At 71.3% G+C, this 14,207-nt stretch carries 15 protein-coding genes; 9 read left to right on the forward strand and 6 right to left on the reverse strand.

Going from position 1 to position 14,207, the window contains the following annotated elements:
• Positions 1-52: 52 nt before the first annotated feature.
• From ACWEPL_RS32295 to thiE, 3 genes are read left to right on the forward strand one after another with little or no spacing between them, the layout of a single operon-like run.
• Positions 53-1,222 carry an NAD(P)/FAD-dependent oxidoreductase gene (locus ACWEPL_RS32295; RefSeq protein ID WP_452438424.1) on the forward strand — a complete coding sequence of 390 codons (1,170 nt, stop codon included), beginning with the start codon at positions 53-55 and terminating at the stop codon, positions 1,220-1,222.
• 30 nt (positions 1,223-1,252) lie between these two features.
• The gene (locus tag ACWEPL_RS32300; RefSeq protein ID WP_350729058.1) at positions 1,253-1,627 is read left to right on the forward strand and encodes an Rv2175c family DNA-binding protein; all 375 of its coding nucleotides are present in this window, start codon (positions 1,253-1,255) and stop codon (positions 1,625-1,627) included.
• Positions 1,605-2,243 carry a thiamine phosphate synthase gene (gene thiE, locus ACWEPL_RS32305; protein WP_363963601.1) on the forward strand — a complete coding sequence of 213 codons (639 nt, stop codon included), beginning with the start codon at positions 1,605-1,607 and terminating at the stop codon, positions 2,241-2,243. Before ACWEPL_RS32300 ends, thiE begins: the two co-directional genes overlap by 23 nt.
• 180 nt (positions 2,244-2,423) lie before the next feature.
• Here the strand turns inward: thiE and ACWEPL_RS32310 are convergent, their stop codons facing one another.
• Positions 2,424-3,491 (reverse strand): polyprenyl synthetase family protein, encoded by a 1,068-nt coding sequence (locus ACWEPL_RS32310; protein ID WP_452438425.1) that lies wholly within the window; start codon positions 3,489-3,491, stop codon positions 2,424-2,426.
• Positions 3,492-3,660: 169 nt separating this feature from the next.
• Here ACWEPL_RS32310 and metF point away from each other — a divergent pair, with 169 nt between their 5' ends.
• On the forward strand, positions 3,661-4,581 hold the full coding sequence (gene metF / locus ACWEPL_RS32315; protein ID WP_363963605.1) for a methylenetetrahydrofolate reductase [NAD(P)H]: 921 nt from the start codon (positions 3,661-3,663) through the stop codon (positions 4,579-4,581).
• A gap of 744 nt (positions 4,582-5,325) precedes the next feature.
• On the opposite strand, the gene ACWEPL_RS32320 is transcribed toward metF, so the two are convergent.
• The gene (locus tag ACWEPL_RS32320; protein WP_363963607.1) at positions 5,326-5,886 is read right to left on the reverse strand and encodes a GNAT family N-acetyltransferase; all 561 of its coding nucleotides are present in this window, start codon (positions 5,884-5,886) and stop codon (positions 5,326-5,328) included.
• A gap of 10 nt (positions 5,887-5,896) precedes the next feature.
• On the reverse strand, positions 5,897-6,373 hold the full coding sequence (locus ACWEPL_RS32325) for a YbaK/EbsC family protein (RefSeq protein ID WP_350729065.1): 477 nt from the start codon (positions 6,371-6,373) through the stop codon (positions 5,897-5,899).
• A 199-nt stretch (positions 6,374-6,572) separates the two neighbouring features.
• Between ACWEPL_RS32325 and ACWEPL_RS32330 the strand changes: the two genes are divergently transcribed.
• Positions 6,573-7,301 (forward strand): L,D-transpeptidase family protein, encoded by a 729-nt coding sequence (locus ACWEPL_RS32330; protein WP_452438426.1) that lies wholly within the window; start codon positions 6,573-6,575, stop codon positions 7,299-7,301.
• 123 nt (positions 7,302-7,424) lie between these two features.
• The gene (locus ACWEPL_RS32335) at positions 7,425-9,158 is read left to right on the forward strand and encodes a hypothetical protein (RefSeq protein ID WP_452438427.1); all 1,734 of its coding nucleotides are present in this window, start codon (positions 7,425-7,427) and stop codon (positions 9,156-9,158) included.
• 35 nt (positions 9,159-9,193) lie between these two features.
• On the opposite strand, the gene ACWEPL_RS32340 is transcribed toward ACWEPL_RS32335, so the two are convergent.
• Together ACWEPL_RS32340 and ACWEPL_RS32345 are read right to left on the reverse strand one after the other, a co-directional pair.
• Positions 9,194-9,712 (reverse strand): hypothetical protein, encoded by a 519-nt coding sequence (locus ACWEPL_RS32340; RefSeq protein WP_452438428.1) that lies wholly within the window; start codon positions 9,710-9,712, stop codon positions 9,194-9,196.
• 50 nt (positions 9,713-9,762) lie between these two features.
• Positions 9,763-10,380 (reverse strand): TetR/AcrR family transcriptional regulator, encoded by a 618-nt coding sequence (locus tag ACWEPL_RS32345; RefSeq protein ID WP_452438429.1) that lies wholly within the window; start codon positions 10,378-10,380, stop codon positions 9,763-9,765.
• 96 nt (positions 10,381-10,476) lie between these two features.
• Between ACWEPL_RS32345 and ACWEPL_RS32350 the strand changes: the two genes are divergently transcribed.
• From ACWEPL_RS32350 to ACWEPL_RS32360, 3 genes are all read left to right on the forward strand, one after another.
• Positions 10,477-11,670 carry a cytochrome P450 gene (locus ACWEPL_RS32350; protein ID WP_452438430.1) on the forward strand — a complete coding sequence of 398 codons (1,194 nt, stop codon included), beginning with the start codon at positions 10,477-10,479 and terminating at the stop codon, positions 11,668-11,670.
• A gap of 6 nt (positions 11,671-11,676) precedes the next feature.
• Positions 11,677-11,868, forward strand: coding sequence for a ferredoxin (locus tag ACWEPL_RS32355; RefSeq protein WP_185072964.1), 192 nt, complete (start codon positions 11,677-11,679; stop codon positions 11,866-11,868).
• Positions 11,869-12,341: 473 nt separating this feature from the next.
• Entirely contained in the window at positions 12,342-12,728 is a 387-nt protein-coding gene (locus ACWEPL_RS32360; protein ID WP_350729075.1) for an SAV_6107 family HEPN domain-containing protein, read from the forward strand.
• Between the two features lie 941 nt (positions 12,729-13,669).
• On the opposite strand, the gene bldD is transcribed toward ACWEPL_RS32360, so the two are convergent.
• On the reverse strand, positions 13,670-14,164 hold the full coding sequence (gene bldD / locus ACWEPL_RS32365; protein ID WP_026214021.1) for a transcriptional regulator BldD: 495 nt from the start codon (positions 14,162-14,164) through the stop codon (positions 13,670-13,672).
• Positions 14,165-14,207 lie beyond the last annotated feature (43 nt).

The following is a 14,207-nucleotide window of genomic DNA, read 5'->3' on the forward strand; positions in this document are numbered from 1 at the left end:
CCCCAGCCTACGGCCTCGCTGCGACGCCCGGACACCGGCCCACGTTAGGGTCATGAACGTGAACGAAGTCGTGGTGGTGGGAGCGGGCCTGGCCGGAGTGCGCACCGTGGAGGCGCTGCGCGCACAGGGGTTCGGCGGGCGGATCACGCTGGTGGGCGAGGAGCGGCATCGCCCCTACGACCGTCCACCCCTGTCCAAGGCCGTGCTGTTCGGCGACGCCGACACCAGCTACGTCGACACCGACCTGGCCTCGCTCGACGTGGTGTTCCAGCCGGGGGTCAGCGCCAAGGCGCTGCGCGAGGGGGTCGTGGAGACCACCGAGGGCGAGCTCGGCTACGACGGGCTGGTCATCGCCACCGGCGCCGAGCCGATCAGGCTGCCCGGCGACGGCCCGCAACACGTGCTGCGCACGCTCGACGACGCCCACGAGCTCAGGGCCATGCTCGTCCCCGGCGCCCGCGTCTCGATCATCGGCGCCGGCTGGATCGGCGCGGAGGTGGCCACCGCCGCCCGCCGCGCCGGGTGCGCGGTGACCGTGATCGAGGCCGGCCCGGCGCCGCTCGCGACGGCCGTCGGCGCCGAGATCGGGGCCCGCACCGAGCGCTGGTACGACGGCATCGACCTGCGGCTCGACACCATGGTCGACTCCGTGGACGAGGGCGGCGTGCGGCTGGTGGGCGGCGAGTTCGTGGACGCCCACGTGGTGGTCACGGGCATCGGCGTGCGCCCGGCCGTCGAATGGCTCACCGGCGCCGACATCGACCTCCACAACGGCGTCGTCGTGGACGAGCACCTGCGCGCCTCCCTCCCGAACACGGTCGCCGTCGGCGACTGCGCCGCCTGGTGGTCGCGCCGCTGGCAGACCAGGCTCAGGGTCGAGCACTGGGACACCGCGCTCAACGCCCCCGAGGTGGCCGCCGCGAGCTTGCTGGGCGAGGACGTCGCGTACGATCCCGTTCCGTACTTCTGGTCGGAACAGTTCGGGCACATGGTGCAATACGCCGGTCATCATTTGGCAGGCGAGCGCCTGATCTACCGGGGCGAGCCGGAGGGCAAGTGGTCGGCCCTCTGGCTCACGGCCGACGACGCCCTCGCCGCGGTGCTCGCCGTGGATCGGCCGCGAGACCTCGTTCAGGGGCGCAGAATCATCGACGCGGGACACCGTCTCGACGCGGAACGCCTGGTAGATCCAGAAGTCCCTCTACGGGATTGTGTTGTTTGAGCAAGCGCGGCATGTGGTAGTTGTGGTTTCGTGACGCTTTCTGTTGCACAGATCGACCGGGAGACCGACCAACTCGTCGACGAGTGGCTCACGCTCCCCGAAGTGGCCTCGCGCCTAGACCTTCCGATCGGGCGGGCCAAGCAACTCCTCAAGGACCACAAGCTGCTCGGCGTACGCCGGGGGGGCGGCGGGCCACAGGTGCCCGCTGTGTTCCTCGATGGAAAGGATGTGATGAAGGGCCTGCCCGGCACGCTGACCGTGTTGCTGGACGCCGGCTACGACGATGTCGAGTCGCTGCGCTGGCTCTTCACCCCTGACGAGTCCCTGCCCGGATCGCCCATCGAGGCGATCAAGGCCGGCCGTCATACTGAGGTCAAGCGGCGTGCCCAAGCCCTCGGTTTCTGAAGCCCGCCTCTATCTCTGCACCGACGGCCGCCGCGACCGCGGCGACCTGGCGGAGTTCCTCGACTCGGTGCTGGCCGGCGGCGTGGACATCATCCAGCTGCGGGAGAAGGGTCTGGAGGCCCGCGAAGAACTCGCGCTCCTCGAGGTCTTCCGCGACGCCTGCGACCGGCACGGCAAACTGCTGGCCGTCAACGACCGGGCGGACGTCGCCTACGCCGCCCGGTCCGACGTGCTCCACCTGGGGCAGGACGACCTTCCTGTGACGGTCGCGCGAGAGATACTCGGCGACGACATCGTCATCGGACGGTCCACCCACTCCGTGGCCGAGGCTTCCGCCGCGGCAGCGGAGCCGGGCGTCGACTACTTCTGCTGCGGCCCCATCTGGCCCACGCCCACCAAGCCCGGCCGCCCGGCCCCCGGCCCGCCGCTGCTCCGGCACGCGGCGGCGCTGGAGACCTCGCGGCCGTGGTTCGGGATCGGCGGCATCGACCTCGCGAACCTGGACGAGGTGATGTCGTACGGCGTGCGCCGCGTGGTGGTCGTACGCGCGATCACGGACGCGGAGGACCCGGGCGCGGCGGCGGCGGAGTTCGCCAAGCGCCTGTCCTCCGCCTGACCGACAAGCCCGTGACCGACAAGCCCCTGACCGACATGAGCCCCTGACCGCGGCGGCCACCTGACCACAGGAGGCCGCCCGGCCGTACGGGGCCCTGCGACCCACGAGGCGCCCGCCACCACACGGGCGCCTCCGAGTCGGAGGCCCGGGCCCAAGGCGGCGATCCCCGGGCAGGTCAGGTCAGGTCTTGCGGGAGGTGGCGGCGATGGCCAGCTCCGTCAGAGCCGCGCGCGCCTCCGCCGTGATCGGCGCCTCGTCCAGCGCGGACAGCGCGTCCCCCAGATAGTCGCCGATCAGGTCCTCGCACTCCTGCAGCGCGCCCGTCTCGTCGATGATCTGCCGCAGCGTCTCCACCCCGTGCTCGTCCAGCCCGGGATCCCCCAGCAGCCGCCGGACGGTCTGCGCCGCACCCGGGGACGCGGCAGCCAGCGTGCGGGCCACGAGCATCGTCCGCTTGCCCTCCCGCAGGTCGTCTCCGGCGGGCTTGCCCGTCTGCGCCGGGTCGCCGAACACCCCCAGGATGTCGTCACGCAGCTGGAACGCGATCCCGACCCGCGTGCCGTAGCCCGTGCACAGCTCGTCCATCCAGGGCGCGAGCTGGCCGCCGGCGAGCACCAGCCCGAGCCTGAGCGGCTGCTCCACCGAGTATTTGCCGCTCTTGAACAGCGCCACCCGCAGCGCCGACTCGAACGTGTTCTCGCCGTGCGCCTGCTCCAGCAGGTCGAGGTACTGGCCGCACATCAGCTCCGTACGCATGTGGTCGTGCACGGGCTGGGCCGCCGCCAGGGACTCGGGCGGCAGACCGCTGGTGCGCCACATCTCGCCCGACCAGATCAGCAGCAGGTTGCCCAGCAGGATCGCCGCGCCCTCGCCGAACTGCTCCGCGGACCCGTACCAGGCGGACTTCTCGTGCAGCGCCTGGAACCGGCGGTGCGCGGACGGCATGCCCCTGCGCAGGTCGCTCTTGTCCATCACGTCGTCGTGCACCAGCGCGCTGGCCTGCAGCAGCTCCAGCGAGGCCGCCGCGGTGAAGATCGCGGGCACGTCCGTGCCGCCCGCGCCGCGCCAGCCCCAGTAGCAGAACGCCGGACGCAGCCGTTTGCCGCCGGCCAGCAACTCGTCGGCGGCTGTGCGCAGCGGCTCGAGCTCGGGGTCACCGGGGGCGGGCAGCTGTCGTTCGACGAACTCTCCGAGGGCACGCTCCACCTGTGTGCGCAGGGTGTTCATGCCAACGGCGTCAGTGGTCATGCCTTGAGACTAGTGGCCGCGTGCGGGGGAGCGGATGTGCAGGTGTCCTAATAGGGGCATCTGAGGTGGCGTGGACGGTGATGTGCCGCTCGTGCCGGTGACATGGCTGTGGCGGCAGGGGTGACACGGCCGTGACCTTGAGTCGGTGAGGTCCCTGTAACCTTGGCACATGGCGCTTGGTCGACCCTCCATCCTGCCCGATCGTGTTCCCACCGTCCGCGACATGCTCGCCGCCGGTGGCCGGTCGTTCTCCTTCGAGTTCTTCCCGCCGAAGACCGACGAGGGAGAGCGGCAGCTCTGGAAGGCGATCAGGGAGCTGGAGTCGCTGCGGCCGACGTTCGTGTCGGTGACCTATGGCGCGGGCGGCTCCACGCGTGACCGCACGGTCGACATCGTCGAGCGGATCGCCCACGACACGACGCTCACGCCCGTGGCGCACTTCACGGCGGTCAACCACTCGATCCGCGAGCTGCGTCACCTGGTGGGGCGCTTCGCCGACGCCGGGGTGCGCAACATCCTGGCCGTCCGCGGCGACCCGCCTGGCGACCCGACTGCCGAGTGGTTGCAGCACCCCGAAGGCGTCCTCTACGCCGAGGAGCTGGTGCGGCTGATCAGGCAGGCGGGCGACTTCTGCGTCGGCGTCGCCGCCTTCCCGTACAAGCACCCGCGCTCGCCGTCCATCGAGAGCGACACCGAGTTCTTCGTGCGCAAGTGCGAGGCGGGCGCCGACTACGCGATCACGCAGATGTTCTTCCGCGCGGACGACTACCTGCGGCTGCGCGACCGGGTGGCGGCCCGGGGGTGCGACACGCCGATCATCCCGTGCATCATGCCGGTGACGCAGATGAGCACGATCGCGCGCTCGGAGCAGCTGTCGGGAGCGCCGTTCCCGGCGGAGGTGGCGGCCCGCTTCGAGGAGGTCGCCGACGACCCCGCGGCGGTGCGGCGGCTGGGCATCGAGCACGGGGCCGAGCTGTGCCGGCGGCTGCTCGACGAGGGCGCGCCGGGCATCCACTTCATCACCTTCAACCGCTCCAGCGCCTCGCGCGAGGTCTTCCAACGCCTCGACGCGGTGCCCCTTTCCGCCTGAAACCCGCCTGAAAGCCTTTCGTTCTTTACGGCGGAGCACGGGCGGCGCCACCCGCCGCCCGTGGCCGGTGGCCTCCAGGAAGACGCCCGCTGACCCGCACGTGGCCGGCCGCCGCAACGGCGCAACGTGGGCCTCTTCGGGGGTTCACAAGCGTTGACCCTGGGCGGTGGGCAAGATCGCCCGACGAAGGCCCCCCAACGCCTCCCACCGACCGCACCGATTGCGCCACCCCACCGCCCCCGCGCCGCACGCATTGCGCCGCCCCCACCGCCCATCTTCCCGCCGCACGCATTGCGCCAGAGAGGGGTTGTGTGGACCTGGGCCTCACGCCGGGTGGGAGGTGCGCTGGGCGGAGTCGGACTCCGAGTGAGGGAGGCGCGCTGGGGTTGGGCGCGTCGCTTCGCGTTTCGCTGGCCGTCCTTCTGCCGCCGCGCCGTGGGACCGGGCACGAGCCCGTCGCTCGCAGCGCTGGGTCCCGCGGGCCGTCGCCTCGGAGTGCTGGCTCCACCCGGGTCGTTGCCCGCAGCATCGGGACCGTCGGTCGTCGGTTGCCGTGGGGTTCGTCGGGGTGGTGAGTGCGGTGGGAGGGAAGGGGCCCGTCACCCGCCCGCAGGGGGACCGGGCGGGTGACGGGCAGGGGACAGTAGACGGTCAGTAAAGGGGTGACTACCTTGCGTAATGGATGGTGCCCCAAGTGGTCGGCAGACAAACCCAATGGTCACGGGTTCGTCAGGGACGTGATCCTCACGTCAAGGGCAGGGGCCGACCCATGATGGCGTAATCCTCGTAGCCGCCCGGGAAGATGAACCTCGTGAGCAGGTCAGTGAAGCCCATGCTGGCGTAGAGGTGGCGGGCGGCCGTGGGCTGGTCGTGGGTGGACAGGACGGCCGAGCGCTCGGGGCGGCCCGCGCAGAGGGTGCGGATCATGGCGCGGCCGATGCCCTTGCTCTGGAAGTCCGGGTGGACGTGGATCTCGGCCAGCTCCAGCGCGTAGCCGAGCCAGGCGGTGGCGGCCTCCTGGCCGATCCGGTCCGTCAGGGCGCGGAAGACCACGTCGTGCCACCACTGCCCGGGGGTGCCGCGGAAGCCGTAGGCGAAGCCGACGGTGAGGGGGGTGGAAAGGGACGGATCGCGCAATTCTGCGAAATAACACTGAAAATGGGGATAAGTCGCGTGATTTCGCATGATGGTTTTGCGGCCGTTGATCTGGTCCGCGGGCGGGTTCATGGCAGCCGCGTAGACGTCGATCACCGTGTCCAGCCGCTCGACGAACTCGGCCGGCCCCGCCCCGCGAAACTCGATCACCCGTCGCACACTACTCGACGTCCACCGCCGTACCGCCGGTGATCCGCACGAGCTCGTCAAACGTCGTCGGGAACACGGTCAGCGGATGCCCCCCGGCCGCCCACACCACCTCGTGCTTGCTCAGCCAGTTGTCCACCAGGGTCCGCACGGGCGCCGGATGCCCCACCGGGGCCACGCCGCCGATGGGCTGGCCGGTCGCCGCCCTCACGAACTCCGGCGTCGCCCGGCGTACCTTCCCGACCCCCGCGGTGCGGGCGATCAGCTCCACGTCCACGCGGTGCGCCCCGCTGGTCAGCACGAGCAGCGGCGCGCCGTCCGCGTCGAAGATCAGGCTGTTGGCGATGGCCCCGACCTCGCACCCGACCTGGGCCGCGGCGGTCGCCGCCGTGGGCGCCTTCTCGGGCAGGACGATGACCTCACCGTCCGCCCCCAGTTCGCGCAGGGCGGATTGAACGACGACCGCGTTGGACGGCAACTTCTCAGACATGGACACACTCTAAACAGGTTGACCGCTTCATTACCGATTCATGATGAGTGGTATAAGGTCAACTGATCGTTTGCTCATGGTATGCGAGGTGGTACTGGTGGGGGCTCGACGGCTGCCCGGAGTGGCTGCTCTCCTGACGGCAGGCGCCGTCGCACTCTCGGGCTGCGGCGCGCATGGATTGCATCGTTCGACGGCGTCCATGAGGACGGCGTCCCCGACCGCCACACATACCTCCGCGGGAGCCCGATCCGGTCCCGCCGCCATCGCCCCCGCCACGGTCACCGCGCCGCGCAAGACGCTCAGGCTCGGCGCCAAGGGCAAGTCCGTCCAGTGGCTGCAGAGGCGCCTGGCCCAGCTCGGCTACCGCCCCGGCAGGGCCGACGGCCGGTACGGGGGCGCGACGCTGGCGGCCGTGTGGGCGTTCCAGAAGGTGAACGGCATCAAGCCGACCAGCACCGTCGCCAGGCGCACGTGGGACGCCCTGGAGACCCCCAGGTCGCCGCAGGTCCTGGTCAGGAACGGCAAGCCGACCCGCGCCGAGGTCAACCTCACCAAGCAGATCATGGTCCTGTACGTGGACGGCGAGGTGAAGCTGATCACCCACGTGTCCTCCGGCAGCGGCGTCCCCTACTGCGAGACCGCCGCGTGGCAGGGCAAGCAGCAGCGGTTCTGCGGCTCGGCCACCACGCCGACGGGCGACTACGCGACGACGTGGCGCGCTCGCGGCTGGCACAAGTCGTATCTGGGGCAGCTCTACAACCCGATCTTCTTCAACGGCGGCATCGCCTTCCACGGCGCGCTGTCGGTGCCGCTGTATCCGGCTTCGCACGGATGCGTGCGCATGCCGATGAACGTGGCCGAGGTCCTGCCCGGGATGCTGGGCAAGGGCGTTCCGGTGCACGTCCGGGGCAGGTTCAAGCGGCTCTGAGACGCGCGTTCTGAGCACGCCCGCCGCGTCGCCGGCGGCATAACGCCCGCATAACCAGAAGCGGTGACGGGCCCGTTATGCCGCCTTTGCTGGACTCCCTCCTGACTTTCTTGGGGGGAGAGCATGACGACTGCGTTCATGACGCCGGCGCCCGTTCACACGACGGCGCGGCATACGGGACGGGCCCGCCTGTGGTGGCTGCTGGCGGCCGGGTGGGTCGCCCACGTCGCGTTACGGCTGTGGCTGTACCGGTATCACACGGGACCGGTGGCGAACCCGGACGAGACCGGATATCTCCTCGCCGCCCGCTGGCTGGCCGGCGGACCGGGCGCCGACCTCACCGGCTCGACCTTCTACCAGGGCGGCTATCCGCTGCTGCTGGTCCCGGTCTTCTGGCTGACCTCCGACCCCGTCCTGGCGTACCGGCTGGTGGCCGGGGTGGGATCGATGGCGGCGGCGAGCGCGTACCCGCTGGCGTACCTGCTGCTGCGGCGGCTGGGCCTGGGCGGGCGGGCGGCGCTGATCACGGCGTTCGTCGCGGCGCTGTCGCCGGCGCTGGTGGTGTTCTCCGGGCTGGCGCTGACCGACGCGATCCTGCCCGTGCTCGTCCTGGCCTGGCTGCTCGCGCTGCACGACCTGGTCGCGTACGGGTCGGCGCGGGCCGGGGCGGTGGCGGGCGCGCTGGCGGCGTTCGCGATGGCGGCCCATCTGCGGGGGACCGTGGTCCTGGCGGTCTGCGTCCTGGTCGTCGTGGTGGCGTGGGTCCGCAGAAGGGCGGTGGTGCCGGTCCGCGGCAGGGCGGTGGGTCCGGCGGATGCGGCGGGGCCGGCGAGGGCGGTGGGTCCGGTGGTCGCGGCGCTGGTGAGCGCGGCCGTGGTCGCGGTGGCGGGCAAGGCACTCAACGGGGCGCTGGGCGCCGCGCTGTATCCGGGCGGGCCCCGCGACCTGTCGGGGCTGCTGGTGTCCAGGCTCACGAGCCTCGAAGGCCAGGCGTGGGCGCTGTCGGGCGCGATCGGGCAGCTCTGGTACCTCGTCGCCGGCACCTGGGGACTCGCGGGCATCGGCCTGGCGGGCGCGGCGGCCACACTGGTACGGCGGTCCGCGCCGTACGCGCACCGCGTCCTGGCGGGCACGCTGTTGCTGACGACCCTGGGCATCGCGTACGCCTCCTCGGCCGCCCTCCCGGACGAGCACCGCGTCGGCAACTACGTCTACGGGCGCTACCTGGCCTGCGTCGCCGTGGCCTGGACGCTCGCCGGCCTGATCGTCCTGATCAAGGGTGGGCGCCTGGCCGTGGTGCGGCACGCGCTGGCCGCCGCCGGGCTGATGGCGGTGACCGGCGGGGTGGCCGCCTGGTACGCGGGGGACCGGCTGGAGCGGTACGCGTTCATCGCGTTCGACTTCCCCGAAGTGATCTTTCTCACGGGTGAGAACGACGCGCTGAACCTGGTCGAGGCCTCCGTACCCGCCCTGATCCTGCTGGCCTGCCTGACCGGGGCGGCCTTCCTGACCGCGCGCCGGGCCAGGCTGCTGCTGGTGGTGGGCGTGCTGGCGCTGATCGACATCGCGTTCACGGCCGGGCAGGCGCCCGCCCGGCCGTCGGGCGGCGTGGACTGGCTGCCCGCGCCGCCTCCCGGACGAGTGGCGGTGGACCGGCGGGTGCGGTGGAACATCTGGGTGCCGCTGTCGTACCGGGTGTCGTGGACCCGGATCGAGCTCTACAACGGCCGGCCCCCGGCGGGCGCGTGCACGGCCGTGGTCCCGTACGGGACGGCTCCGCCGGCGGGCTGGGCCGCCACGGGACGCGGCGGCGCCCAGATGGGCTGGACGACCTGGTCGAACGACGGCTGCCGCTGAGCCCTCAGGCCCGGGCGCCCGCGGCCCGCCTGACCTCAGGCCCGGGCGCTCGCGGCCCGCCTGCCCTCCGCGGCGGCCATCGCCACCCCCGCGGCCTGTGCCAGCCCGGCCGCCACCAGGACGAGTACGGTGGCCGACTGCCACCCGGGAAGGCCGCCGGCGAAGTCAGGGGTGTCGTAGAGCCCCGCCAGCGCCCTGGCGGGATTGATCAGCGCGACGAGGACCGCGAGGGCGTACGGGACGATCAGGACGCCCGACAGCACGAGCAGGGGCGTGCGGCCCCGGCCGCCCCGCCGCAGGAGCACGCCGATGACGGCGTACACCACTCCCAGGACTCCCACGACCACGGCGGTGGCCAGGACCAGCCGCCAGGCGTCCCTGCCCAGCCCCGTCATCCCGTCGGCGGCGAGCCGGCCGCCCGCCCACTCCGGGCCCGCGATCTGCGCCTTGACGGCCGCCTCGATGGCCACGTGGTTGACCCCCGCGTACGCCGCCGCCAGGACCGGCCCCAGCGCCGGCAGGACGAAATCGATCAGCCGCCTCTTGCCCGCCATCCGCCCCCCTCTCCGCTCCGGACAGCTTCTCAGAAAGCGGGCATCCGGAGCTATCCGAGGGAGCGCAGGCCGGCGAGCGTGATCTCGGCCGCCCGGCGCGCCGTGCTCGACATCTGCTCCGCGGACAGGTCGTGGCCGAGGTCGGCGACGATCGCCAGCTTCACCGCCCCGAACATCGCGCCCACCGCGGCGGCCGCCTCCACCGGGTCCAGCTCGGGGTAGGCCTCCCGCAGCGCCCGGGCCAGCGTGGTCTGGCTCTCGAGCAGCATCACCAGCGCCCGCGCCCGCAGCGTGGGCTCCTTGAGCACGAGCCGGATCCGCAGCTCCGCGTCCTCGAACGTGAGCTCCTCGTACGTGGTCAGCCAGGTCAGGCTCTCCTCCACGATCCGCAGGAGGACGTCGCCCGGCGACTCGCCGGGAGCCCTGTGGGCCATCGCCGCGGCGGCCAGCTCCATCTTGCGGGCGGAGTCGTAGAAGACCACGTCCTCCTTGCTCGCGAAGTAGCTGAAGAACGTGCGCGTCGACACGTCGGCCTCCGCGGCGATCTCCGCCAGTGTGGTCTCGTCGAAACCCTTCTCGTCGAACAACCGGAGCGCGGCCTCGACCAGTGCCCGGCGCGTGCGCTGCTTCTTGCGCTCCCGCAGTCCCACGCCGCCGTTATCCACCATGACGGAACTATACTGCATGCATATATGATTTTCATGCATTGAAATTTTGCAATGAATGAGGTTTTCTGGAGGTGAAGCTCGGAAAGGAGCCGAAACATGTCCGACGTGACCTTTCCCACCGACCGGCAGCGCCCGTTCGATCCGCCCGACGAAGCCACTGAGCTGCGAGAACGGGCGAACATGCACCGTATGACCTTCGCCGACGGCCACCGGGGCTGGCTGGTGACCGGCTACTCCGCCGCCCGCGCGGTGCTCGCGCACCCGCGCTTCAGCAACCGCTCAGAGCTCGCGCACCCGCCGATCGAGGGTTCTCTGCTCCGGATGAGGATGCAGAAGGACGCGAAGACGCCGCCCGGGTTCTTCCTGCGCATGGACGAGCCCGAGCACGCGCGCTTCCGCAGGCTGCTGACCGGCCAGTTCACCGTGCGCAGGATGAAGATGCTCGAACCCAGGGTCGAGGAGATCGCCAACGCCTGCCTGGACGACATGGCCGCCGCCGGCGGGCCCGTGGACCTAGTCGAGAAGTTCGCGCTGCCGATCCCGTCGCTGGTGATCTGCGAGCTGCTCGGGGTGCCGTACGAGGACCGCGGGCAGTTCCAGGAGGACACCAAGCTCCTGGTCAACCTGGAGTCCAAGGCCGAGGACGCGATGGCCGCGCTCGGCCGGATCACGGCGTTCATGTACGGGCTCGTCCAGCGCAAGCGCAAGGAGCCGGCCGACGACCTGATCAGCGGGCTCATCGAGGGCGGGGAGCTGAACGACGAGGAGCTCGCCGGGGTGTCCCTGCTGCTGCTGGTGGCCGGGCACGAGACGACCGCCAACATGCTGGGGCTCGGCACGTACGCCCTGCTCACCAGCCCCGCGCAGCTCGCCGCCATGCGCGACGACCCGTCGGTGGTGGAGAACGGGGTCGAGGAGCTGCTGCGCTACCTCACGATCATCCACCTCGGCCCGATGCGCACCGCGCTGGAGGACGTCGAGATCGAGGGCAACCTCATCAAGGCGGGCGAGTGCGTGGCGCTCCACCTGCCCACCGTCAACCGCGACTCCTCCCGCTTCCCCGACGGTGACCGGCTCGACGTCGCCAGGCCCGCGGGCGGGCACCTGACCTTCGGCCACGGCATCCACCAGTGCCTGGGGCAGCAGCTCGCCCGCATCGAGATGCGCATCGGGTACCCTGCGCTGCTGCGCCGCTTCCCAGGTCTACGCTTGGCCGTAACACCCGAGGAGGTGCCGATGCGCTCGGACATGAGCATCTATGGAGTGCACCGCCTCCCAGTCACTTGGTAGGTCACCATGGAAATCAAGGCAGATACGACGGTGTGCATCGGGGCGGGCATGTGCGCGCTGACGGTGCCGGAAGTGTTCGACCAGAGCGAGGACGAGGGCACGGTGGTGCTCCTGCAGAAGGTGCCTCCCGCGGAGCTGGAGGACGGCGTCCGTCGCGCCGTGACCCTCTGCCCGTCGGGCGCCATCTCGGTCGTCTGACGACCGTCCTTTCGTCCTCCTGAACCACCCGGCCGTCGCCGCAAGCTCTCCGCGGCGACGGCTTTTTCGCGCCTTCGGACTCATACTCGTCGAACCTGTGTTCGTGGAATCGGTTGACACCGAGGGTGATCGAAATTATGTTCGACGTAGTGACGGTGGGGCTCGCGGCTCAACGTCACCAGGACCTGGTCGCGGGCCGTTCGCTTCCCCAAGCGTTCCCCCGCGGCCAGGCTCCATGGGCGAAGGGCACGTCCTCGTCGTCGGCGGAGACGAGTGGGCGTGCCCTGGCCGGACGGGGAGTGGGGAAGCTCCACGTCCGGCCAGCCCGGTGGAAATGTCGGTGGGGTCTGCGATTGTTGGCACCACCGGCGGAGACGCCGGCGGCCGCCCACGACTCCAAGGAGGCGCGCAAGATGGCACCACGGCCTAGAGAAACGCCCGGGCCCCGGCTGTCGCCTGCGGTTCGGGCACACTTGACCGATTCTCGTTCCTGCCTGGCGGAGGCGACCGGCGCTCGCACTCCGGCATCCCGATACGTGGCCGCCCACCTGGCAGCTCTTCGGGCGGCGGCGGCGATCCTGGCCGCCCGTCCCCGTCCCATGGAAGGCCGCAGGCGCCGCCTGCGCAGCGCCTGGGAGTTGCTGCCCGAGGCCGAGCCGCGCCTGGCCGAGTGGGCCGCCTACTTCTCGGTGAGCGCCGCCAAGCGCGCCGCCGCCGAGGCGGGCATGGTCAGCCGGGTCAGCGCGGCCGACGCCGACGAGCTCCTGGCCGAGGCGGAGACGTTCGTCTCCACGGTGGAGGACCTGCTCGGCATGCCGGCCCAGCCCCAACTGCCCGTCAACGTCCCGCTGGCAGGCTGACCCTCCGACGTCCCTTCACCGGGCTGATCTCACCTTCATGGTCCGGGTGGACGTTCCCCGTCGCCGGGCTGACCGCGGCCTGGATACGCCGGGCTGATCCCAGTCCTTGGCACACCGGGCTGATCCCAGCGCCGGGCTGACCGCGGCGTCCGGGGCGCGCCGGGTTCCGAGGTCCCTGCACCGCGCTCGAACGCGGCTTTCGCGCGACTGGTCGCCGTCGATACGGCCCCGGTGGATCCCGGTGGATGTCCCTTGGCGGCCCACCGGCTCTTGCCGCGCCATAACGCGGCCGACCGCCGACGAGCTTCCGGCCGAGCCGCAGACGCGCGCCTGCGCGGCGTGCCCGCCCGACCCAGCCCCGGCGGGCGTCCCTTGACGGCTGACCTCGGCCCGTCCTGCCCCGGTGGGTGCCCCAGCAGGCGGACCTCAGCTCGGTGGGTGGTCCCTCCGCGAGTGGACCTCAGCTCGGTGGGTGGTCCCTCCGCGAGTGGACCTCAGTCCGGCGGGTGGTCTGCCGCGAGTGGACCTCAGTTCGCCCGTCCGCCCCTTTGGCGGGCCGGCCTCGGTTCGCCCCGCCCTGGCGTGCGTGCTGGAGCGGGGCTTCCGTGCGGCTGAGCGCCGATGTGACGGCCCTATGGCCGGGACGTACGTCGGCGCACACCACCGATCCCGCTCGCTCGGTGGTGCTCCAACGTGGACCCCCACACGCCAGTAAGCGCTTTCCGGGACGGCCGCCCTGTGCGGGGGCGGAATGTGTCCACGGTGGCGCGAAACCAGGCTCCATGCCGCTCGGAAAGCGCGGCGGGCCAGGGAAGGGCGCTCGATGCCGGGTGGCTCGCCGGCCGCGTGGCGGTGGCGAGCCCTCAGGCGCGCGAGGCGGCCTCAGAGCGGGGTGAGACGGCCTCGGAGGGAGGGGGCGACCTCAGGGGAGAGGGACGGCCTCAGAACGACTCGACGGCGCGGCGGGCCTCGGCGTCGAGAACGCCCCAGCTGATCAGCTCCTCGGTCAGCTCGCTGGGCGACTTGTCGTAGATCACGGCAAGCGAGCGCAGGTCCTCCTGGCGGATCGACAGCACCTTGCCGTTGTAGTCACCGCGCTGGCTCTGGATGGTGGCGGCGTAGCGGGCGAGTGCCCCCGCCTTCTCCTTCGGCAGCGTGGCCAGGCGCTCCAGGTCGATCACAAGCTTGGGTGTCGGTCCGAGCGGGCTGGGCGCGGCTCCGCCCGGCAGCAGCTCGGATACGGGCACCCCGTAGAAGTCGGCAAGCTCGGCAAGCTTCTGTACGGTCACCGCACGGTCGCCACGCTCGTACGAGCCCACGACCACGGCTTTCCACCTGCCACGCGACTTTTCCTCGACTCCATGCAGGGACAGGCCCTGCTGGGTGCGTATGGCGCGGAGTCGTGCACCCAGCGACTTTGCGTACTCAGACGGCATTGTGTGGCCCCCGGTCTTGTATGTATCGCTCTCAGTAGATTGT

This window comes from Nonomuraea sp. NPDC004186, assembly GCF_053603495.1.